The organism is Nocardia rhamnosiphila NBRC 108938 (assembly GCF_000720425.1).
Taxonomy (GTDB): Bacteria; Actinomycetota; Actinomycetes; order Mycobacteriales; family Mycobacteriaceae; genus Nocardia; species Nocardia rhamnosiphila.
In genome coordinates, this window is the sequence record NZ_JOAJ01000001.1 from 428,764 (window position 1) to 449,305 (window position 20,542).

Consider the following 20,542-nt stretch of genomic DNA (forward strand, 5'->3'; position numbering starts at 1 on the left):
ACAACGCTATGAACGGCATCGACGACATCACGCCCGGCGAGGCGCGCCTGCACAGCACGCCGAAGCTGCGTTCAGTCCATATCGGCGATATTCGGGTCAGCTATGTCCATGACGGATGGGTGCAGCTCGCCCCCACATCGTGGCTGCCGGACAGTTCGGCCGAATACTGGGCCCAGCACACTCGGTACCTCGACGACGAGGGCTACCTTCGGGCGGGAATGGGCGGGGTGCTCGCGGAGACACCCGACGGCACTGTGCTGATCGACGCCGGCTTCGGGCCACGTCGGATACCGGCCGACCCGGCCGTGCCTCGACTCGGGGCCACCACGGGCGGTTCCTTACTCGCAAGTCTGGCAGCGCTCGGTGTCAGTCCTGATCAGGTCGATGTTCTGGCGTTCACCCACCTGCACCTCGACCACATCGGATGGGTTTCCGCTCGCGACCCCGCGACCGGACACACGCCGTTCGCCCACGCCCGAGCGGTAACGACCGCCGCCGAATGGAACCACGGTACCTCCGACGTGCACGGTCCCTTCGAAGAGACGATGAGAATGCTGCGACCGCGGCTCGAGCTGGTCGAGGACGCCAGCGAATTCTTTCCCGGGATCACGCTGATATTCGCTCCGGGGCATTCGGCCGGCCATGCGGTCTACGAGATCGCCTCGAAGGGCCGACGCGTTATCGCTTTCGGGGATCTGTTCCACTCACCGGTGCAGATCGAGAACCCGCACTGGTCCGCGCAACCGGACCTGGATACCGTGCTGAGCACTCGAAGCCGCCACGCAATTCTCCAGCACCTGGTCCAGGACAACACGCTGGGATTCGGAATACATTTCGCCGACGTCACTTTCGGTCGTGTTGTGGTAAGCGAACAGGGAAGCCATCGTTGGCAGCCCGTCGCCACCCAGGTGGTCGACGCAATCCGGTGACTGCACTCCGCAGTCCACAGACGGCATCGGTATCGAACTCATCCGTTACGACATAGACGAGGCCGTCAAGAATGTGTGTCGCCGGAGTGTTCCACCACCCAGGCCGCGATCTGGGCTCGTGAGTTGAATCCGAGTTTGGTGAGTATGTTCTCCACATGTCCCCGTGCTGTGCGCGGGGAAATCGCCAATCGGGCAGCTATCGCCTTATTGGTCATTCCCTCGGCGATGAGGTTCATGACTTCCCGCTCGCGCTTGGTGAGCGGCACCTCGCTGTGTTCCGGTGCCATGTCCCGGCTCTGCTGTTCCAGTGCGAAGTCGACCGCCGATTCCAATGTCATGGCACAACCTTTGCGGTGGGCGGACTCGAATCGCCTTCTTCCGAGAGAGTCTCGGGTTCTCCGTTCACAGTCGGTATGGAACGCGGCCATGCCAGGAAACACGATACTGGTGCCGATGGAGTGACCGAGGCCCTGCGCTGCGCCGAGTAACACGGCTGTTCGTTGGGCTTGATTGTCCTCGATCGAGACCCAGGCCAAGACCTCGAGCGCGACGACGGCGACGAGCGGGTCGACCAGGCGGCGTGAGGTGGCGAGTGCCTCCTTCAACAGCTGAATCGCTCGTCCGCTGTTCCCTTGGCGCCAGACCGCGAGCGCCAAGGGCCGCAATGCCAGGGATCGGATTTCCGCCTCACCATGAGCGTCGGCAATGGTCAGTAGTCGCTCGAGGCAGGCGATGCCGCTCGGTATGCGGCCTCGGAGTACGAGAGCCCAGCCGAGGACGACCAGTGCCCGCAATTCGAACAGGACATCTTCTCGGGCACGGAACGCTTCGACCGCGTCATTCAGTCTTATACAGGCGAGATCCGAATCGCCACTGTGGAGCGCGGTGCATCCGGACGCGTAGGCGAGTAGCGCATCGATCGACGGGTCGGCAGCCTGTTCCGCGAGGTCATCGAGCTCGGCGACTCGCTCCGTCGCGGACGTGAGATCGTTTACCTGTCCGGCGAATACGATTGCTGTGTTGAGCACTCTGGCCCGGTCGGCGGCCGGTGCACCGGATACCGCGTCGAGCAGGCGATCGCACCATCGGCGCCCTTCATTGATCCGGCCGGTCGAGAACCAGAAACTGAAGAGGTGGGCAACAGTGTGTAAGCCGCCGGTATCGCCTTCCGAGACACTGTGCTCCATGCTCTTACGGAGATTCGGTAGGTCCCGCTCGAGCAGGGTGATCCACTGGAGTTGCCGTGGACTCACCCAGTCGGTCTCTGCCCGCAAGACCAGACGGTCGTACCAGCTGCGATGGCGTTTATCCAGTTCTGCCTGTTCGCCGAATTCGGCGAGCTTCTCTGCGCCGTATGCCTGCAATGTTTCCAGCATGCGGAAACGCAGCTCAGCACCTGTTTGTTCGCGGACGAGGATGGACTTGTCGAGCAGCCCGGAGAAAACGTCCAGAAAGCTCTGTCCGTTGAGGCCGGTCCCGCAGACATCCTCGGCGGCAGCGAGGTCGAAGGTTCCGGTGAACACCGTCATCCGGCCCCATAGCTGTTGTTCGGTAGCGGTACACAGGTCGTAGCTCCAGTCGATGCACCAGCGCAACGTCTGTTGTCGCGTAGGGGCACTGCGGCTGCCATGGGTCAGTACGGCGAATTGGTCGGACAACCGCTCCGAGATCTGGTCTGCGGACAAAGTGCGCAGTCGCGCTGCGGCCAGCTCGATCGCCAAGGGCAATCCGTCCAACCGTGCACAGATGGTCGCCACAGTGCTCAGATTGTCGTCATCGAGAGGGAAATCCGGCACTACCGCGACAGCACGCTCGACGAAGAGCGTCACGGCCTCGTTACCGGTGGCGCCGCGAACCGACGGTTCCGCGAAGCTCAACGGCGGTACCAGGATGACGGCTTCACCACCGATTCCCAGAGGTTCGCGACTGGTGGTCAGAATCTTCAGCCGCGGCGCCGATCGCAGGAGAATTTCTGCGAGTTCCGCCACCGCGTCGAGCATATGTTCGCAGTTGTCGACGACCAAGAGGACTTCGCGGCCGGACAGGTGTTCGACCAGGGCTTCCAGTGCCGGCCGACCGACCGGTCGTAGGCCGAAGGTGGTGGTTACCACGTCGACCAACAACAACGGGTCGCGCAACTCGGCCAGCTCGACCAGCCAGACACCATCGGCGTAGCTCCGCTGCAATGCGTGGGCGGCCCGTAGCGAGAGGCGCGACTTGCCCACCCCTCCGGTCCCGGTCAGCGTGACCAGAGACGACCGCGACAGCAGGTTCTTGACCTCTGCGACCTGGCTGCGCCGGTCGACAAAGCTGGTCAGTTCCTGCGGCAGGTTCCCGGCAGTAGTCCGCAGCCCAGTTCCTCCAGGGTCCGGGCCGCGGGCCGGAACGGGTGCAGTCGTGGCCATCGGCCGGGGTTGCTCGCCGGGCTCGCCACGCAAGGCCATGTGATCGACGACGGTTCCATGGGCGGCTTGCAGGCGCTGCAGCTGCTCGCCGAGCGCCGCCGCGGTGGGACGTTGCTCGCTGTCGCGAGACATCGCCGTCTCGATGACGTCGGCCAGGTCGTCGGGAATCCCTTGCTCACGCAGGTCCGGTACCGGCTGGGTGGTGATCCGCACGAACTGCGCCATGATCTGTTCTCCGCGTCGGCGCTCGAACGCGGCGTGCCCGGTCAGAGCACAGAACAGTGTGGCGCCGAGACTGTACACGTCGGAAGCACGGGTCGATGGAGTACCACCGAGGACCTCGGGTGCGGTGAACGCGGGTGAAGCGGTCACCGCACCGGTGGCGGTACGGAAGCCTTCCGCGAGGTGGGCGATGCCGAAATCCGTCAGCGCCGGTTCTCCGTAGTCGGTGAGCAGGATATTGCCCGGTTTGATGTCTCGGTGGAGTATGTCGGCACGATGCGCGGTTTCCAGCGCGCCCGCCAACTTCACCCCCAGCCGCAGCAGCTCGCCGAGGTGTAGCGGGCCATCGCGGCGAATCCGGGCCTCCAGTGAGCCCTGCGGGTGGAAAGGCATCACCAGGTACAACCGGCCGGACTCCGTCTCGCCGACGTCCAGCACCTCGACGATATTGGGATGCCCGGTCAGCCGGCCCATCGCCTGCTGCTCGCGAAGAAATCGTTCCCGATCACCATTCAGCTCGAAGGTCAGGACCTTCACGGCTACCAGACGGTCGAGGACGGGCTGGATGCAGCGGTACACCACCCCCGACCCACCTCGGCCGATCTCCTCGGCGCCCTCCAGCCCGACGCCTCTCAGCTCCGCGACCGCATCTACATCCGCGTTGCGTTGCGTTGCGAAAGGGTCAGATCCCATCCACAGTCACTTCGTGCCGTACCACCCGCCCCAGTGAGAGAATACACGCGGCAGCGCTGGATATCAGGTCGCCGCCATCGGTGTGCTCGATCAAAGCGGCTTCGGCGGCCCTGTGGTCGTAGCCGCTGGTCGACGGCGGAGCGGACTCCGGCGCGCAGGAAGTTGCCGATATCCTCGCGGCAGCTGTTCTGGGCTCGCTCGGTGCTCCAGGAGCGTGGCAGCGGCCGCCGCATCCGGCGGTGACACCTGACCCGATAGGCGATCAGATGCCTTGCCCACGTCGCCCGCAATGCCGCCATGACCGCGTCCATCGGCCCTGGGCTGCGCTGACCCGAAGCGCTGCGCTCCGCCCCCACATTCCTATGGATCACGCAGGCCGGATGAGCGCGAGCCGGTCGATCAGTTCATCGGTCCGCACGAGGTCGGCCGGGGCTGCGGCAAGGCCGCTCGCGGTCGCAACGACGTCGAGCGGATCGACCGGCACCGAGAAGTCAGGTGCCGGATCGTGGTCTCGACCCACACCGGCGAAGTGTCCGCACACGAGGTCACCCGCATGATGTCCCCCGACGGACAACCGACCTCGCTCGGGCGCGCTGTCGCGCTGTCCCCAGGAGGAGCCTGAATTCTGGCAGATCCATCTATTCGGCGGACGCCCGTGGGACCGGTCTGCTCATCAGGCGGATCGCCAACAGGGCAACACGCGGTGTCGGAACCCGCTGACGTCGAACGCATCTCGGTCTGTCGATCGATCGCCGTCGCATAAATTGACACGACCGTCATTTCGTATAGCCTCATCATCTGCACAGTGATCCGGCGCCGTGACCGGGTGTCGCCGCCGCGGTCCTGTGCGGTCGTTCACTGTCCACGTCCGCGCACCGTATATCGCGCCGGTAAAGAGCCGGTGGGCGCCGATGTACGTTCGGTCGGCCCGGCCGCGGGCCGAATCCGGATCCTCGCGCCTCTTGAACAGAAGGGACCCCCGATGACCATCGCCACCCCGACCGCACAGAGTTGGGGCAAGCTGTCCGAGCCGATACGTTCCGACGCTGCCGGCGTCGATGACCCGGTGTGGAAGGACAACGCCTATCTCTCGTTCTGGGATTCCGACGCAGCGGTTTTCGGCACGGTGCATGTTTCGACATCACCGAACGCGCCCGATACCCGCCGGGCCCGGTTCAGCGTGTCCGTGGCGGGCCGGGTCACCGAAGTGGTCGAAACGCTCGAGGTGGGGACCTTCAGCAGCGAAAGTATCCATTTCGGCCTGGACGGCCGGGTGCGGGTCGACCACCCGCTCGTCTCCGCCGAACTGGTCAACGCCCCACTGTTCGCCGCCGCCGATTACGCTGCCAACAACGCTATCCCGGCTCTGGGGGCCGCCGCGCCGCTTCAGCATTTCCAGCAGGCGTGCACCGTCACGGGCAATGTCACGGTGGATGGGACGACGGTGACCACCGCCGGCCGCGGTATGCGCGACCGCACCTGGGGATTCCGGGACGAGTCCTCGCAATGGGTCGAATTCGCCGCCCTGTTCGCGGTGGACGAGTCGGCTTTCGTCACGGCGATGAAGTTCCGGCACGCCGACGATTCGCTGACCGCGGATGGATTCGTCATCGACAGTGCCGGTTCGACGGCGATCACCGCGATCACCTTTGCCCGGGACGCGGCCGCCCGATTCCGCTGGGCCCGGCTCCACCTCGAGGACGATACGACCCGGCTGGTATCGCTGGGTGCACGCCTCGGCGGATTCCGGGTGCCGGCGGGACCGGCCGAGACCGACGGACCGGCGCTGGGGGTCTACGACGACTTCCTGTCGTTCGATACCGACGGCCGCGGCGGCGAGGGCATTTTCGAGCAGGCGATCCTGCACCGGGTCGCCTGATCGGCGACGAGAGAGAGCGGATACGCCATGCCATATGTCCTGCGCGTTCTTCAGGCTGCGCGTTTCAAAGGTCGTCCCACCGAGTCCGATCTCGCCGCCGCGGCAGGCCTCAGCGATGCCGCGCTGTCGAGTGTGCTGGAGCCGCTCCTGGCAGCGGGGGAACTGCAGCGCGCGGGCACCCGTGTCAAGATCACCGCGGCGGGCCGGGCGCGACTCGACGAAATGCTGGCAGCCGAGCGAGCCACTGTCGACCGGGCGCGGCTGCGACAGCGGTACCTCGGCTTCGGCATAGTGAACGACGACCTCAAACAGCTGGTCACCGATTGGCAGTTGATCGACGGTACGCGTCCGAACGACCACACCGACGCCGACTACGACGCACGGATCATGGCGCGGCTGGGTGAGCTGCACGAGCGGTTCGCACCACTGCTCGCGGAGTTCGTCGAACTCGCGCCGCGCCTGGCGCAGTACCCGGACCGGTTCGCCGGGGCCCTGGCGAGGATTCGCTCCGGCGATCCGGCCTGGCTGGCCCGGCCGCTGGTCGACAGCTATCACACCGTGTGGTTCGAACTGCACGAGGAATTGATCGGTCTCGGCGGTATGTCCCGGGTGCGGGAAGAGGCCGCGGGGAGGGCCGAGTGAGCACTGCCGGACACCCGTCGGTTCTCCCGCTCGGTCCCGCGACCACCGCGGGCCCGGATCTGCTGGGCGGTAAAGCCTGGAGCCTGCAGCGGATGTCGGCGCTCGGGATCCCGGTCCCACCGGCATTCGTCATCACCACCGAGGTGTGCCGGTGGATGCACAGCGCGGGGGAGTCGCTACCTCCCGAAGTATGGGACGCGGTGCCCGCCGCTGTGGCGGAGCTGGAGACGGCCACCGGCCGCCGATTCGGCGCCGGGCCGCGGCCGCTTCTCGTCTCGGTGCGCTCGGGCGCGGCGACCAGCATGCCCGGGATGATGGATACCGTCCTCAACCTGGGAACGAACGACGAGGTCGAACGGGCACTGGCCGAACGGTTCGGGGATACCGCATTCGCCGCCGACACCCATCGCCGATTCCGCGCACAGTTCGAAAAGGTGGTCGGCCGGCCTCCGGTCGCGGACCCGTGGGAGCAGTTACGTCGCGCGATCGAGGCGGTGATCGATTCCTGGCGTGCACCGCGCGCTGTCGGATATCGCGAGAGCCGTGGTCTGTCACACGATGCCGGGACAGCGGTCACCGTGCAGGCGATGGTATTCGGCAATCTCGACGACCGTTCGGGGACCGGCGTGCTGTTCACCCGCAACCCGCTCTCCGGCGATGCCGAACCCTACGGTGAATGGCTGCCGCGTGGCCAGGGTGAGGATGTGGTGTCCGGCCGCGCCGACGCGCTCGCGCTCGCGGAGCTGGCCGCCACCATGCCGGAGGTACACGCCGACCTGCTCGCCGCTGCGGCCCGGCTGGAGGCCGACGCCCGCGACGTGCAGGATATCGAGTTCACGGTGGAGAGCGGCACGCTGTGGCTGCTGCAGTCACGGGTCGCCAAACGCACCCCGGAGGCCGCGATCCGGCATGCGGTACTCCTTCGGCAGGCCGGCCTGATCACCGACGGCGAAGCGCTCGACCGGGTGACACCCGAGCAGGCTCGCGCCGTGCTGGACCCACGGCTCGACCGCGCCGAGCCGGCCGCGACCGCTGCGGTGGCAACCGGCAAACCGGCGTGTCCGGGTATTGCCACCGGTCGCGTCGTCACCGACTCCGGCGAAGCCGAGGAACGCGCGGACCGGGGCGAAGCGGTGATCCTGGCCCGGCCCACCACCGACCCCGACGATGTGCTGGCCATGTCGGTGGCCGCGGCGGTGATCACCGAACTCGGCGGGTCGACCTCGCACGCGGCGGTGGTCTGCCGTGAGATGGCCGTACCGTGCGTGGTCGGTTGCGGTACCGGATCACTCACCGTGCTGGCCGGACAGACGGTCACCGTCGACGCGACGGCCGGAGCGGTGTATCCCGGCGAGCTCACCGTCATCCCCGGCGCCCCGGCCGACGATCCCGATATCGCGCTGCTCACCCGATGGGCACGTGCGGAATCCCCATACGGCGCACCGGGTTCGCTACCCGATCTGCTCCTGCGACGCACGATGGAGAGAGTTCGATGAGCACCCGCGAAATCGTCGAGGAAACGCTCGACAACACGACGATCGATCCCGCGGTCACCTGGACCACCGGCAATGTCGCGGAGGCGTTTCCGGGGGTGTTCACCACCTTGGGCTTCACCTTCGTCAACGCGTCGGTGGAACTGGCGACCCGCACGACATTCCGGAATCTGGGTGTCCTCACCGGGAAACAGGTCTATGTTCCGGATCAGCCGGAGGATATGTTCTGGACACTGTTCGCCGGGCGGGCCGCGGCCAATATCGACAAGTTCCGGGAGATCGCGAACATTACCCCCGGTACCTCGGCGACGGCGGTGGAACAGCAGCTCTTCGGCTATGTGCGGCCGGAGACGGTCGACGCGAACAGCGCCCGGCGCTACCCCGTCATCATGGTGAAAGCACCGGCGGCGGTGCTCCGGCTACCCAGGCGCCACGATGCCGAATTCGCCGGACTGCGCCGCTGGCGGCTCGCCCATCTGGACGGTATCGACACGCTCGACCACGCAGGATGCGTCGAACTGCTCGACGACGCGCGACAGCGTTTCCAGCGCATGCTGACCGCGCATATGCTCGTCGCGTTCGTCAGCTCCGGGCTCGCGGACCGGGTCACCGATATGCTGGCCGGACTCGACCTGGCCCACCTCGCGCCGGCGCTGCTGTCCGGGGTCGGATCGGACGAGAGCGAGATCGCGCACGATCTGTGGGCGCTGGCGCATGACGAGATCCCGTTGCGCGAGTTCACCGACCGGCACGGTTACCACGGCACCAACGAGGGACAGCTGTCCGGTGTCACCTGGCGCGAGGACCCCACCCCGGTACTCAACCGGCTCGCCGACTACCGGGCTGTCGCCGCGGACAGCCCGCGGGCGCCGCGCAATCGGAGCCGGGAACAGATCGAGACCCGCCGGCGTGCCCTGGCCGAACTCCAGGCGGCTCTGCCCCGGCGCAAACGCCGCGGCGCGGCCCGGTACGTGCGGTGGGCCGCCCGCTGGATCGCCCTACGCGAGCAGGGTAAGGCCGGGTATCTGCTGACCTTCGATATCGCCCGGGCCGCCATGCGGCGGCAGGGTGCCCTGCTGGTCGAAGCGGGCGTGCTCGACGACGTCGACGACGTCTTCCACCTGTCCTACGACGACGTGTGCGCAGGGGTCACCGGTGACCGGCGCGCATTGGTCGCGGCTCGCCGGGCGCAGTACGACCAGCGTTGCGATTACCGGTTGCCGCAGGCCTGGGCCGGTGTACCGCAGCTGATCAGGTCCGGCGAGACCGAGGCCCCGGCCCTGGATGTCTCCGGCGTCGTGACCGGCGTGGCGGCCAGTGGTGGTGTGGTGGAGGGCCGGGCCCGGGTGGTCCGCGATCCGTCGACCACCGAACTCGACGACGGCGATATCCTCGTCTGCGAGACGACCGACCCGAGCTGGGTGTCGTTGTTCCTCGTCGCCGCCGGAGTCGTCACCGACTACGGCGGCCTGCTCAGCCACGGGCCGATCGTGGCCCGCGAACTCGGAATTCCCTGTGTCTGTGGCACCGAGAACGGCAGCTACCGGATCCGCGACGGCCAGCACATCCGCCTGGACGGCGATGCGGGCACTGTCATCGTCCTCGGATGAGCCGGACGGTGCGGTACCGGATCCGCCCCGGCGGCCGGCGGGGCGAGTACGGTGCGCACCGGCCGCGGCTACCAGAGAGCGCCGCGCAGCAGGGCGGTGAGTTGGTCGATCATCGGCTCGAGCCGGTCCTCGGCTCCGACGAACCCCGCGTACATGCTCATTCCCCACACCACGGCGATGAGCACCTCGGTGGCGGTCGCGATATCGACATCCGGTCCGATGGTCCCGTCGGCCGCGGCGGCCTCGAGTGCCGGCCGGATGAAGCCGCGCACATTGTCGATCTGTCCCTCGGCCCAGTCGGCGAGCTCCGGATTGCGCAGCGCGTCGAACAGCGAGGCCGCGAGAAACCTTACGTAGGTGCGGTTCTCCGAATCGGCCCGCATGGTGATGCGCAGGAACGCGGCCATCCGGTCGGCCAGGTCGGTCGCCACCCCGGCGTCGGCGATACCGGCGGTGATCACACTGTCCTTATCGGCTTCGAACAATGTGCGGTAGAGCTCGTCCTTGCTCCGGAAGTAGTGGTTGACATTGGTGCGGGTCACCCCGGCACGGGTCGCGATATCGGAGAATGTCGCGCGGTCGTAGCCGACTTCGCTGAACAGTTCACGCGCCGCCCGCAAGATGGCGTCCCGCGTTTGCGCTCCATCCGATCCCGGCGGGCGCCCGCGGCCACGACGGGGTCGCGCTGCCGGGCCGGTCATCACCGCGCTACCTCTCGTCGGCCGCTTCCCGGGTGCTGTCGCCGCCCGGCACACCGCCCCGGGCGAACTCCTGGAGCGACGACTCGCGGCGGGTACACCTTCCGCACGGACAGCACCGGACAGAGTGTAGCTGTCCGTTTTCCGGTGGCCCGGAAGCCGTCCCATAGGGTTCGCGCCCACTGTTCCCGCGCCCGGGAGCGCCACCGCAGACCTGGTCCCTCGTTCGTTGTCCGCAACCGCTGTCTGGAGTTCATTTCTTGAGCAACGTCCCACCCGGAACGCCTGCCCCGTCCTGCCCCGCCCGCCCGATCTCGCCGTTCGATTCCGACGATCCGCGGATGCCGCTGTTCGCACCGGAATTCGCCGCCGACCCCCACGCCTACTACCGCGAAATGCGAAAGCAGTACCAGTCTCTGATGCCGGTGGAGCTGGCGCCCGGCGTGCCCGCGACGCTGGTGATCGATTACCGCACCGCGGTGCGGATCCTGAACGACCCTGAGCATTTCCCGGCCGATCCGCGCACCTGGCAGCAGGGTGTGCCCGCCGATTGCCCCGTCCTGCCGATGATGGAATGGCGTCCGATGGCGACCCGCAGCGCCGGGGCGGAAGCGGCACGCTTTCGTCGGGCCACCACCGAGAGTGTCGATGAGGTCGATCTCTACGCCCTGCACACCACGGTGGAAGAGATCGCCATCTCGCTGATCAACGCCTTCTGCGAGGACGGCAGCGCCGATCTGATCAGCCAATACACCTTTCCGCTGATCTTCGGAGTGCTCAATGTCCTGTTCGGCTGCCCGCCGGAGGTGGGCCAGAAGATGGCGGCCGGGATGGCGGCGATCGTCGAGGGGATCGATGCCGATCACGGGAATATGATGATCAGCGAGGCGATGCTGGAGCTGGTGGCCCTGAAGCGGGCCGAACCCGGCGACGATATAACCTCGGCGCTGCTGCGGCATCCGGCCGAGCTCGACGATCTGGAGATGGTCCACCAGCTGGCCAGTCAGTACGGTGCGGGAATCGAATTCCAGCAGAACTTCGTCGTCAACACGCTGCTGTTCATCCTCACCGACGACCGGCTGGGTGGCGGTGTGCTGGGCGGGAGCCTGTCGACCCGGGAGGCACTCGACCATGTTCTCTTCAACGATCCCCCCTTGGCGAACTATCTGCTCACCTACCCGCGGCAGCCGATCCTCATCGACGACGCCTGGCTGCCCGCCCATCAACCGATCGTCGTCAGCATCGCGGCCTGCAACGATGATCCGAGGGTCCGCAGTGGTGATCGCACCGGCAACCGCTCCCATCTCGCCTGGGGTGTCGGCCCGCGCACCTGTCCCGCCCAGTCCATGGCGTACCTGATCGCGCAGGACGCTATCGACCAACTGCTCGACGCTCTTCCCGAGATCCGGTTGACCGAACCCCCGACCTGGCGACCCGGGCCGTTCCATCGGTCGCTGACCTCGTTGCGGGTGGATTTCCCGGCGTCGTCGCCCCTGCGCATATCCTGATCACGGTGCGGCCGCCCCCGAGGAGGCACCGGTCGGTGGTCGAACACCGCGGACCTGCGCTGGTCGGAATCTTTCGGCTCCCGTGCTCGTCACGGGTCGCCTCCACCTGTGCTCGCAGCGGACATCAGCCCAGGTGAAAGAATCCGGCGATTCCCAACCCCGGCTTCGACTCTGCGATGTGCATCCACGAGAGGCATTCGGCTACTGCCGCGGTGACCTCGGGGTCGCCCTGCCGTGCCGTCCCGTTCGACACGGAAGTACGGAATTGGTGTAGAGCCTGCGCGATCTCGTCGGTGGACCACTCTCCGTAGCCGACCTCTGGGGACTGCTCTACGGGTACTGGGACTTGCGGCAGTGTGAAGTAGAACAGCGATGTCGCAGTCACATTGAGTGATGCCAGACCCTTGTCCACCTCATCGAGGAAGTCGCCGCGGAAATGTGAGAAGACGTTGGCGCTCAGATCGAGGCCGGTGAGTTCGCACAAGCGCTGATAGGCCAGGCGGTACTGGAAGGCATGGTGTCCGTACGGCCCACCATTGATCACGGCGCGAAGTGCTTCGTACGCCGTGGGCGCTCCGGCCTCGATCAGATAGGCGAATTGTTCGTCTGCGGCGGCCATCCGGTCGCCGAAGTGCCGGTGGACCACCTCGAGGAGTTGTTCGTCTCCGGATCCGACCAAGGCGCGGGTCTTCGGGAGGTCGAGTAGATATGTATCGAGATGCGAGCTCACCCGGCGAGTGTATGCGAGTTGGGTGGACGGAGCTCTCGGTATGCGAGTCGATATGTCTCTCTCCCAGAGCATTTCGCCCACCCGGCACCGTTCTCGGGGCCTGGTGAACGAAATGCGAGGCGTGCAGGACGCGGCTACGGAGTGTGACCTCCGGCGGCATCCTGGTTCTGCTGCGCAGCCCGGTGCCCACCAGTCGACGCACCGTGGCCGGAAGTTCCTGGGAGCGCTCAGCCCTCGTCGTCGAAGGTCAGCACGACCAGCGGTATGGGCCGGTCGATCTTGGACTGGAAGTCTGCCAGCAGGGGGTTGTTGGCCAGTACCCAGGCCGCGAACTCGTCGTAATCCGCGCCTTCGAGCACCTTGCCGGTCGCCTGGTAGGTCTTGTCCCGGAGCTCGATGGTGACCTGCGGATTCGCTTTGATGTTGTACCACCAGGCCGGGTACTTGTCCTCGATGAACGAGCTCACGTACATGGTGTCGTCCCGGTACAGGGGGCCCAGCGGAGTCGTGTGCCGCTTGCCGCTCTTGGCGCCCGTGGTGGTGAGCAGGATGAGGTCCCCGCCCGCGTAGGCACCGCCCACCTTGCCCGAGTTCTCCCGGAACTCTTTGATCACATCATCGTTCCAGTCGGCGATGCCGCCCTCCTGGTCCCAAGCCTGGTTCCACGGCGCGTTCGGATCGTCGTAGTCGGTGATGTCGGTCTGCTCCGGCTGTTCCACAGTCGAGTTGGTTTCGCTCATGATTCGTAGTGTGCCGCGGATTCAGGACAGTTATCGTCCTAATTCGACGAAGAACCGTGCCCGACCCGGAGAAGCGGTGTGCCCCGGCGGTCGGTGGAGACTTCCGGGGCTCACTGCTGCCGGTTTTTCTGTTGTTGTCGGGTGCTACCGAGGCCGTGGCGCGCGGCCGCTGCCTCAGGCGCAGAGAGGGCGCCGTGCCGGCGACTTCGAACATCGACAGGTGGCCCTCATGGCGACGACCGCAACGCGATCGGTCCGTCAGACATAGGTGTAGGGCAGTGCGTTGCTGGTGCCGTCCAGCTCTATGGTGACGGTGACGTTCACTGTGCCTGTCCCCGTCGGGGAAATGGCCGTGATCTGGGTGTCGGAATCGATGGTGAATGTGGTCGCCTTGGTACCGAACCGCACGGTCAAAGGACCGACATTGCTGAATCCGGAGCCGGTGATCACCACAGTGTTGAAAGTGGTCGCAGGGCCGGAAGAGGGTGTGAGGGAGGTGAGGACAGCTGCCATGGTCGGCCTCCAAGCCGAAATAGAATGAAAAGGGTTGCCTTGCAACGGATGCCGACATTTCTGCGGCAATCGCTACATATCCAGTAAGCCTCCGGCGACGGCACTTCGGCAAAGGTTCCGCGGTCCGATTTTGTCCGTTTTTGTCCGGTTCGATCCGGTGATTCGCGCCGATGGGGTCGGGATACGACTCACCCCTACACCCGGCCGGTCCGCAAGGTCGCAGTGCGCAGCCGAGACGACCCGAGCCGGAGCGTAGCCCCTGACGACCGCCGGTCGACGGCTCTACGGAAGCGTTCGTCGGCACGTGCCGGGTCTCGGCTCATGCTACGTCGGCTGCCTTCGTCGTGCTCTTCGGCCGGTCGTCACGGGCCGGAGACGTTGCCGTCGTGGATGGTCTCCTGCGCTGATGTGCTGCCTCGGTGGACTCCGTCCAGCAGGTCCTGGACGATAGCGCCGAAGTGCCGCACCACCTGCTCGGAACGTGCGGCCGAGTGGGGGGCTTCGAAAATGCGCAGCGCGGCGGCGAGGCCCATCAGCGCACCGACTGCCAACTCGGACCTCAGCTCGGCATCGTCACCGCCCCCGAGCCGTTCGGCCACCGCATCGAAGTAGCCACTGGTGAACTTCTCTTGAATCGTCTCGGGATCGGGGGCGGTGAGCCGCAGCATGATCGCGCGTCCCAAGGGTTCCACCGCGTCGGCCTGCATCCGGTCGATGATGTTCCCGACCAGGGCCCGGCCGAGTTCTTCGTGAGGTATTCCGTCGAGTTCGAGTGGCTGCACCTCGGCCACCTCGTGGAAGAGTTTCTCCTTGCTTCCCACCGCTTTCATCACCATGGCGGGCGACAGCCCTGCGGCCAGCGCGATGTCGCGGATGGTCACTTGGCGGTATCCGCGCTCCGCGAACAACTTCGACGCCGCGGCCAGCGCGGCATCCCTGGCTCGGGTCACCGCGTGGATACCGTGTCGGCGTGCATGTGCGCGCAGGGTTCGAGAAGTTCGATATCGAACCGGCGAGCCGAGCCCCAGATCGTAATCGCGCGTGCGGTGGACGAGGAACGTGTGAACGCGGTGATGATGTATCTCCCGTTCTGCGGAAGGGGCAGCTGATAATCTCCGATCGCACCGGTCCGGGTCGTTCCGACGGCTTCGCCTGTTTGCCGGGTGAGGACCACATGGGCACCGTTCACCGGTCCGGTCGCATCGACCACAGTGCCCGCCATCATCAAACGTTCCGTCAGCACGATCGCATCGATTCTGCCACCGGTGTCGATGTCCACCAGACGGGAGTCCGGTGTCCATCCATCGGCTGCGGTGACCAGAAGATAGCGGCCGGGCCCGGGAAGGGCGACCGAGAAGTGGCCCGTCGAGTCCACCTGACTCCAGTCGACATGGTCCGCGGACGGTGTGAACACGGTGACGACCGCGTGACCGATCGGGCGTTTCGACCGGCTGATCACCTTTCCGCCGGCCACCGCCTCATGTGACTGCTCGGACTTGTCGAGCTCTTCGGTGTTCTCGTCCGGTTTCTCGCGAAGTCTGGTCATGGCCAGCGCGATGATCGCGGTGACGGCGCAGGCGCCCGCGGAGATCCAGAACAGTACGGCGAAGGCCTCGAAGGCGGGAAATACCTCGCCGGCGACCCGGGTCGTACTCATGGTGGCCACCGCGGCCATGACTGCGCTGGACAAGGCCGTGCCGATATAGCGCAACAGGGTGTTGAGCCCATTGGCAGACGCGGATTCCGTCAGCGGAACGGCACGCATGATCAGCGTGGGGAGGGCAGCGTAGGTCATGGATGTTCCGGCGGCCACCAGGACCGAGCCCACGACTATCTGCCAGAGATCGGCGCTGAGATACACGCGAGCCACATAGGAACCCGCCATGACGAGTGTTCCGGTGAGCAGTGTCGCCACCGGGCCGTATCGGCGAAGGATCTTCGCGGATACCGGCGCCATCGCGCCGAAGACCAACGCGATCGGCGCCATCCACAGCCCGGTGTTCAATATGTCGTATCCGAGCCCGTAACCGGAACTGACCGGCAATTGGAGCAATTGCGTGGTGACGAGCATATTCGCGAACATGGCGAAGCCCAGCAGCAGTGAGGCCGCGTTCGCCAGCAGAACAGCCGGGCGGGCCGCGATTCGCACATTGACAAGCGGGTTCCGGACCCGGAGTTCGAGCGGTACCCAGGCGATCAGGAGGGCTGCGCCCGCGCCGACAATGGTCAGGGTGACACCCGAGGTCCAGCCCCAATGTGCCCCTTTGGACAATGCGAGCATCACTGCAGTCAGGGCGACCGATCCGATGATCGCGCCCCGATAGTCGAACGATCCGCCGGTCTTGACCGGTGACTCGCGGATCACTTGCCAGACGGCGGCGAGGACGACCACTCCCACTACGCCGGTGACCCAGAAGATGGCATGCCAGTCCAAATGCGCTGCTATCAGACCGGACAGGGGGAGCCCCGCCCCGGAACCGATCGCCAGGCTGGCACTCATCAGTGCGACACCGAGCGGCATGCGATCGCGCGGCAGCTCGTCCCGGAGGATCGCGATACCTACGGGTATGAGGGACATCCCGACACCCTGCAGCGCGCGAGCGATGATTATCGGGATGAGGGCGGTGCTGACGGCGCCGAGGACCGAGCCGAGCACCATGATGGCGAGTGCGACCATCATCATCCGCTTCTTACCGAACATATCGGCGAGCCTGGTGACGGTGGGAATCGAGACCGCACCGAAGAGCAGGGTCGCGGTCACCAGCCACGACGCGTTGTCGGCGGTGGTGTTCAGGAGGCCGGGAAGCTCGGGCAGAAGTGGGAGGACGAGCGTTTGCTGGAGGGAGACGACGGTGCCGGTGAGCGCCAGGGTCGCCATCACGGTCCAGCTCCGTGAGCCTTCGGTTGCGACGCGATCCGGGGCGCTCACACGGGAACCTTTCGATCGGGGTGAACGTCTGTTCACCCCGATGAGTGAACCAGTGTTCACCATCCCGAGTCGAGCGCCGGGTGACGATTGTGATCAACGTCGCGATGCCGGGGTTCGGGGCTCGCCGAATCGGCGGCAGAGAGCTTTCCGCTCGAGGAGGCCGATCTACTACCTGCTGCGCCGGCGCGTGTCACGATCCTCGCCTACGCGGCCGGCTGCACCGGTATATCCCGGGCTCCCGTCCGTCCTGCGCAATCCGCACGAATAGGCGGTGGTGCCGATGGATATGGTCCATGGAGTAGGACTGCTGCGAAGGAGTGGACAGTGACAGTGACGGTGACGTCTGCAGTGGCGGCACCGCGATGGTTCACGGAAGCCATCGCGGAGTCGCCCGAACATCGTGAGGTCGAGGTGGCCGGGGGCCGCATCCATCTGCGGTGCTGGGGTCGGGCCGACACGCCCGGCGTAGTCCTTGTACACGGCGGATCGGCGCATTCGGGCTGGTGGGACCATATTGCACCATTGCTCGCGACAACATATCGCGTGGTGGCGCTCGATCTGTCCGGCCACGGAGACAGCGCCGTACGATCCCGGTACCCGCTCGACGGCTGGGCCGACGAGGTGATCGCGGCCGCCGAGGCCGGCGGTATATCGGCTCGACCGTACATTGTCGGCCACAGTATGGGCGGAGGAGTGACCGCTGCCGTGGGTGCTCGGCACCGGGATGCTGTCGCGGGCCTGGTGATCATCGACTCGCCGATGTTCCGTGAGCCGCCGGAAGAGACCATTATCCGGCAGCTCGAACGTAAGCCGAAGGCCTACCGGACCAAGGAAGAAATCTGCGGCCGGTTTCGTACCGAGCCGGCCCAGGCTACGGTGCTGCCTTACGTGGCCCGGCATGTGGCGGAGGAATCGGTACGCCGCACCGACGACGGATGGGTCTGGAAGTTCGATCCCGAGATGTTCCGGAAGCGGCTCGAACAGGAGACCATCGATATGCCCGGACTACTCCGGGCAGTGGACACCCCCGCGCTGTACATCCGGTGTGAGCGCGGGTTGGTCGAGCCGGAGACCGCATCGGCAATAGCGGGGTCGTTCAAGCGGCGGGCGGCAGTTGTCGAATTGGCCGAGGCGGGCCATCACCCGATGATGGACCAACCGCTTCCTCTCGTAGCGACGGTGCGTACGGCTCTGGCGCAGTGGGATTCGATGTAAGGTCGCGTACGCCGATAAGCCTCGGACTGGCCTGCTCGGTGGTCAGGGGCAGGGTGCCGGCCGGTGTTCGTCGGGTCCGGTGGCGGTTCGACAATGGTTTTCGGTGATCGAGGCCACAGTGGTGGCTTCACGCGCTACGTGATGGGTTTCGTAGCCATTTATTGTGTTCAGCGCATTGCCGGGCGGTGGCGAGGGCGCTGGCAATGGCAGGCGAGGAATCGTTCGTGGGCCACAGCATCGAGAGTTCTGCCAGGATCGGCGGATCGACGAGGTCGCGAACAATGATGCCGGCCCCGGCCTTCGCGGTGTGCTCGGCGAACGATGCCGGGGCCAGGCTTACCTCGCGTCCGCCGGCGAGCCGGGCGAGCATGGCGTTCACCGGCGGTTCCTCGAATGCGCAGATCGCGGGTGAGAAGCCCGCTTCGTGGCACGCGGCGACGATGCCGTCGTAGTACGCCGGGGCGAGATGGCGAGGGAACAGCAGCAGCGTCTCGTCGCGGAGGGCCGGCACCGGGATCCTCGGTGTGTCGGCGAGGCGGTGGCGAGTGCTGAGGAGTGCGGAAACCGGTTCTTCGCGCAGGATTTCGCCGCCTACCCCGGCGAGGGGCTGTGGTGAGAGGGCGAGACCGATATCCAGGTCACCGGCGCGGAGGCGTTCGGGGATCTCGGCGCTGAAGAACTCTCGAGCGTCGACCATCAGATCGGGGTGGTCTTCCCGCAGAGCATCCAGCAGTGCAGTGAGCGTGTCGAACCCGGCGACCGGGGTGTAGCCCAGCCGAATGGTCGTCGCGATCCCCGCCCCGGCCAGCCGGGTGAGCTGCACGGCGTGTTCCAGCGCAGCCAGCGCTCTCGGCGCCTCGCGAGCCAGCGTCCGGCCTGCGGCGGTGAGCTGCACCTGACGGCTGGAACGCACGAACAGAGGGGTCCCGAGAGCTTCTTCGAGCTTGCGGATCTGATGACTCAGGGACGGCTGGGCGATGTAGAGACGCGTGGCTGCGCGGCCGAAGTGGAGTTCCTCGGCTACGGCCACGAAGTAGCGGAGGACGCGGGGGCTGATATCGATAGAAGAATCCTATCGTTTCGCGTCCGAACAAGTCTTGGACGCCTGCCGGATGGCCACCGTACGGTCGTTTCCAGGCCACGCATCACCGTGACCGTACGAGGCAAACCTCGAAGGAACAGCACATGATGGATGCTTCGCAGATCGAGTTCGGCATCGACAGCTTCGGCGACCGGCCCCGCAACGACCGGGGCGAGATCGTCTCGCACGCCCAGGCGATCCGCGCCGCGGTGACCGAGGCGGTGCTGGCCGATCAGGCCGGCATCGACGTGATCGCGCTGGGGGAGCACCACCGGCCGGAGTACGCGATCTCCAGCCCGGAGACGGTGCTGGCGGGGATCGCCACCGCCACGAAGCGTATCCGGCTCGCCTCAGGGGTGACGGTGCTGTCCTCGGACGACCCGGTCCGGGTGTTCCAACGTTTTGCCACCGTCGACGCGCTCTCCGGCGGCCGCGCCGAAGTGATCCTCGGACGGGGTTCGTTCACCGAGTCGTTCCCACTGTTCGGGTACGACCTGAAGGATTACGAGGTGCTGTTCGAGGAGAAGATCGATCTGTTCCATCGGCTCCTGGACGAGACGCCGGTCACCTGGGAGGGCACCACCCGTCCCGCCCTGCGCGATGCGGATGTCTACCCGAAGACCGAATCGGGACGTCTCGCTACCTGGGTCGGGGTCGGCGGTACCCCTGAGTCCGTGCTCCGCACGGCCCGCTACGGGTTCCGGCTCATGCTTGCCGTCATCGGCGGCGCTCCCGGTCGCTTCGCCCCCTATGTGGATCTGTACCGGCGGGCGAATCAGGAGCTCGGCACGCCCGCGCACCCGGTCGGTATGCACTCACCCGGCTTCGTGGCCGCCACCGACGAGGAGGCCAAAGAGCTGTTCTACCCCGGGTACCGGGAGATCCGTGACCGCATCGGTGCGTTGCGCGGCTGGCCACCGCTGCGCCGGGAAGAATTCGACGCCGAGGTGGAACACGGGTCGCTGTACGTCGGTTCGGTCGAGACGGTCGCGAACAAGATCGCCCAGGCGGTCCGGGTGCTGGATGTGGGCCGATTCGACATGGTCTACTCCGCCGCCGGCACCGTTTCCGCCACCGCCCGGCTACGTTCGGTCGAACTGTACGGCACCGCGGTCATCCCTCGAGTCCGCGAGATTCTGGCCGAACAGCCCACTGTCACGGTGGGGACGACACGATGACCACCCCGGTCGCCACCCTGAGGGCCGGGAAGGCCGGCGACGTCTCCGTGCGCCCGGCAGTCGCCGCCGAACAGCTG

17 protein-coding genes are annotated in these 20,542 nt (G+C 66.2%); 8 read left to right on the top strand and 9 right to left on the bottom strand.

Annotation, left to right across the window (positions count from 1 at the left end):
• The first annotated feature begins 8 nt into the window (after positions 1 to 8).
• On the top strand, positions 9 to 929 hold the full coding sequence (locus IG75_RS0102080) for an MBL fold metallo-hydrolase (RefSeq protein WP_051714115.1): 921 nt from the start codon (positions 9 to 11) through the stop codon (positions 927 to 929).
• A 65-nt stretch (positions 930 to 994) separates the two neighbouring features.
• On the opposite strand, the gene IG75_RS0102085 is transcribed toward IG75_RS0102080, so the two are convergent.
• Both IG75_RS0102085 and IG75_RS38875 read right to left on the bottom strand, forming a co-directional pair.
• Positions 995 to 4,249: a protein kinase domain-containing protein gene (locus tag IG75_RS0102085; protein ID WP_030519406.1), complete on the bottom strand. Its 3,255-nt coding sequence runs from the start codon at positions 4,247 to 4,249 to the stop codon at positions 995 to 997.
• Positions 4,250 to 4,616: 367 nt separating this feature from the next.
• Complete coding sequence (locus IG75_RS38875; protein WP_156058586.1) at positions 4,617 to 4,769, bottom strand: hypothetical protein; 153 nt, start codon at positions 4,767 to 4,769, stop codon at positions 4,617 to 4,619.
• Between the two features lie 462 nt (positions 4,770 to 5,231).
• Between IG75_RS38875 and IG75_RS0102095 the strand changes: the two genes are divergently transcribed.
• The 4 genes from IG75_RS0102095 to IG75_RS0102110 are packed head-to-tail and all read left to right on the top strand — an operon-like array spanning position 5,232 to position 9,873.
• On the top strand, positions 5,232 to 6,128 hold the full coding sequence (locus IG75_RS0102095; protein ID WP_030519407.1) for a DUF7065 domain-containing protein: 897 nt from the start codon (positions 5,232 to 5,234) through the stop codon (positions 6,126 to 6,128).
• 27 nt (positions 6,129 to 6,155) lie between these two features.
• Positions 6,156 to 6,770, top strand: coding sequence for a hypothetical protein (locus IG75_RS0102100; protein ID WP_030519408.1), 615 nt, complete (start codon positions 6,156 to 6,158; stop codon positions 6,768 to 6,770).
• Positions 6,767 to 8,266 carry a pyruvate, phosphate dikinase gene (locus IG75_RS0102105; RefSeq protein WP_081876576.1) on the top strand — a complete coding sequence of 500 codons (1,500 nt, stop codon included), beginning with the start codon at positions 6,767 to 6,769 and terminating at the stop codon, positions 8,264 to 8,266. The genes IG75_RS0102100 and IG75_RS0102105 overlap by 4 nt, the downstream gene beginning before the upstream one ends.
• Positions 8,263 to 9,873: a PEP-utilizing enzyme gene (locus tag IG75_RS0102110; RefSeq protein ID WP_030519410.1), complete on the top strand. Its 1,611-nt coding sequence runs from the start codon at positions 8,263 to 8,265 to the stop codon at positions 9,871 to 9,873. Before IG75_RS0102105 ends, IG75_RS0102110 begins: the two co-directional genes overlap by 4 nt.
• Before the next feature lie 68 nt (positions 9,874 to 9,941).
• On the opposite strand, the gene IG75_RS0102115 is transcribed toward IG75_RS0102110, so the two are convergent.
• The gene (locus IG75_RS0102115) at positions 9,942 to 10,493 is read right to left on the bottom strand and encodes a TetR/AcrR family transcriptional regulator (protein WP_162183767.1); all 552 of its coding nucleotides are present in this window, start codon (positions 10,491 to 10,493) and stop codon (positions 9,942 to 9,944) included.
• A gap of 338 nt (positions 10,494 to 10,831) precedes the next feature.
• Between IG75_RS0102115 and IG75_RS0102120 the strand changes: the two genes are divergently transcribed.
• Complete coding sequence (locus IG75_RS0102120) at positions 10,832 to 12,079, top strand: cytochrome P450 family protein (RefSeq protein WP_030519412.1); 1,248 nt, start codon at positions 10,832 to 10,834, stop codon at positions 12,077 to 12,079.
• Positions 12,080 to 12,203: 124 nt separating this feature from the next.
• Here the strand turns inward: IG75_RS0102120 and IG75_RS0102125 are convergent, their stop codons facing one another.
• The 5 genes from IG75_RS0102125 to IG75_RS0102145 all read right to left on the bottom strand — a co-directional run bounded on the left by IG75_RS0102125 (position 12,204) and on the right by IG75_RS0102145 (position 16,991).
• Complete coding sequence (locus IG75_RS0102125; protein WP_030519413.1) at positions 12,204 to 12,809, bottom strand: DUF7691 family protein; 606 nt, start codon at positions 12,807 to 12,809, stop codon at positions 12,204 to 12,206.
• 227 nt (positions 12,810 to 13,036) lie between these two features.
• The gene (locus tag IG75_RS35950; RefSeq protein WP_030519414.1) at positions 13,037 to 13,549 is read right to left on the bottom strand and encodes a nitroreductase/quinone reductase family protein; all 513 of its coding nucleotides are present in this window, start codon (positions 13,547 to 13,549) and stop codon (positions 13,037 to 13,039) included.
• Between the two features lie 258 nt (positions 13,550 to 13,807).
• Positions 13,808 to 14,062: an IPT/TIG domain-containing protein gene (locus tag IG75_RS0102135; protein ID WP_081876578.1), complete on the bottom strand. Its 255-nt coding sequence runs from the start codon at positions 14,060 to 14,062 to the stop codon at positions 13,808 to 13,810.
• A 362-nt stretch (positions 14,063 to 14,424) separates the two neighbouring features.
• The gene (locus IG75_RS39535; RefSeq protein WP_051714117.1) at positions 14,425 to 15,012 is read right to left on the bottom strand and encodes a TetR/AcrR family transcriptional regulator; all 588 of its coding nucleotides are present in this window, start codon (positions 15,010 to 15,012) and stop codon (positions 14,425 to 14,427) included.
• Positions 15,009 to 16,991 (bottom strand): MFS transporter, encoded by a 1,983-nt coding sequence (locus tag IG75_RS0102145; RefSeq protein WP_162183768.1) that lies wholly within the window; start codon positions 16,989 to 16,991, stop codon positions 15,009 to 15,011. The genes IG75_RS39535 and IG75_RS0102145 overlap by 4 nt, the downstream gene beginning before the upstream one ends.
• A gap of 324 nt (positions 16,992 to 17,315) precedes the next feature.
• Between IG75_RS0102145 and IG75_RS0102150 the strand changes: the two genes are divergently transcribed.
• A complete protein-coding gene (locus IG75_RS0102150) occupies positions 17,316 to 18,206 on the top strand; it encodes an alpha/beta fold hydrolase (RefSeq protein WP_030519418.1) in 891 nt (296 codons plus the stop codon).
• Positions 18,207 to 18,333: 127 nt separating this feature from the next.
• On the opposite strand, the gene IG75_RS0102155 is transcribed toward IG75_RS0102150, so the two are convergent.
• Entirely contained in the window at positions 18,334 to 19,269 is a 936-nt protein-coding gene (locus IG75_RS0102155) for a LysR substrate-binding domain-containing protein (RefSeq protein ID WP_063834081.1), read from the bottom strand.
• A 122-nt stretch (positions 19,270 to 19,391) separates the two neighbouring features.
• On the opposite strand from IG75_RS0102155, the gene IG75_RS0102160 reads away from it, so the two are divergent.
• The gene (locus tag IG75_RS0102160) at positions 19,392 to 20,465 is read left to right on the top strand and encodes an LLM class flavin-dependent oxidoreductase (RefSeq protein WP_245713122.1); all 1,074 of its coding nucleotides are present in this window, start codon (positions 19,392 to 19,394) and stop codon (positions 20,463 to 20,465) included.
• The last annotated feature ends 77 nt before the right edge of the window (positions 20,466 to 20,542 follow it).

Bases quoted from the DNA above. Each gene is read 5' to 3' on its own strand.
- IG75_RS0102080 (WP_051714115.1), top strand. From the start codon at position 9: ATGAACGGCATCGACGACATCACGCCCGGCGAGGCGCGCCTGCACAGC.
- IG75_RS0102085 (WP_030519406.1), bottom strand. From the start codon at position 4,249: ATGGGATCTGACCCTTTCGCAACGCAACGCAACGCGGATGTAGATGCG.
- IG75_RS0102095 (WP_030519407.1), top strand. From the start codon at position 5,232: ATGACCATCGCCACCCCGACCGCACAGAGTTGGGGCAAGCTGTCCGAG.
- IG75_RS0102100 (WP_030519408.1), top strand. From the start codon at position 6,156: ATGCCATATGTCCTGCGCGTTCTTCAGGCTGCGCGTTTCAAAGGTCGT.
- IG75_RS0102110 (WP_030519410.1), top strand. From the start codon at position 8,263: ATGAGCACCCGCGAAATCGTCGAGGAAACGCTCGACAACACGACGATC.
- IG75_RS35950 (WP_030519414.1), bottom strand. From the start codon at position 13,549: ATGAGCGAAACCAACTCGACTGTGGAACAGCCGGAGCAGACCGACATC.
- IG75_RS0102135 (WP_081876578.1), bottom strand. From the start codon at position 14,062: ATGGCAGCTGTCCTCACCTCCCTCACACCCTCTTCCGGCCCTGCGACC.
- IG75_RS0102160 (WP_245713122.1), top strand. From the start codon at position 19,392: ATGATGGATGCTTCGCAGATCGAGTTCGGCATCGACAGCTTCGGCGAC.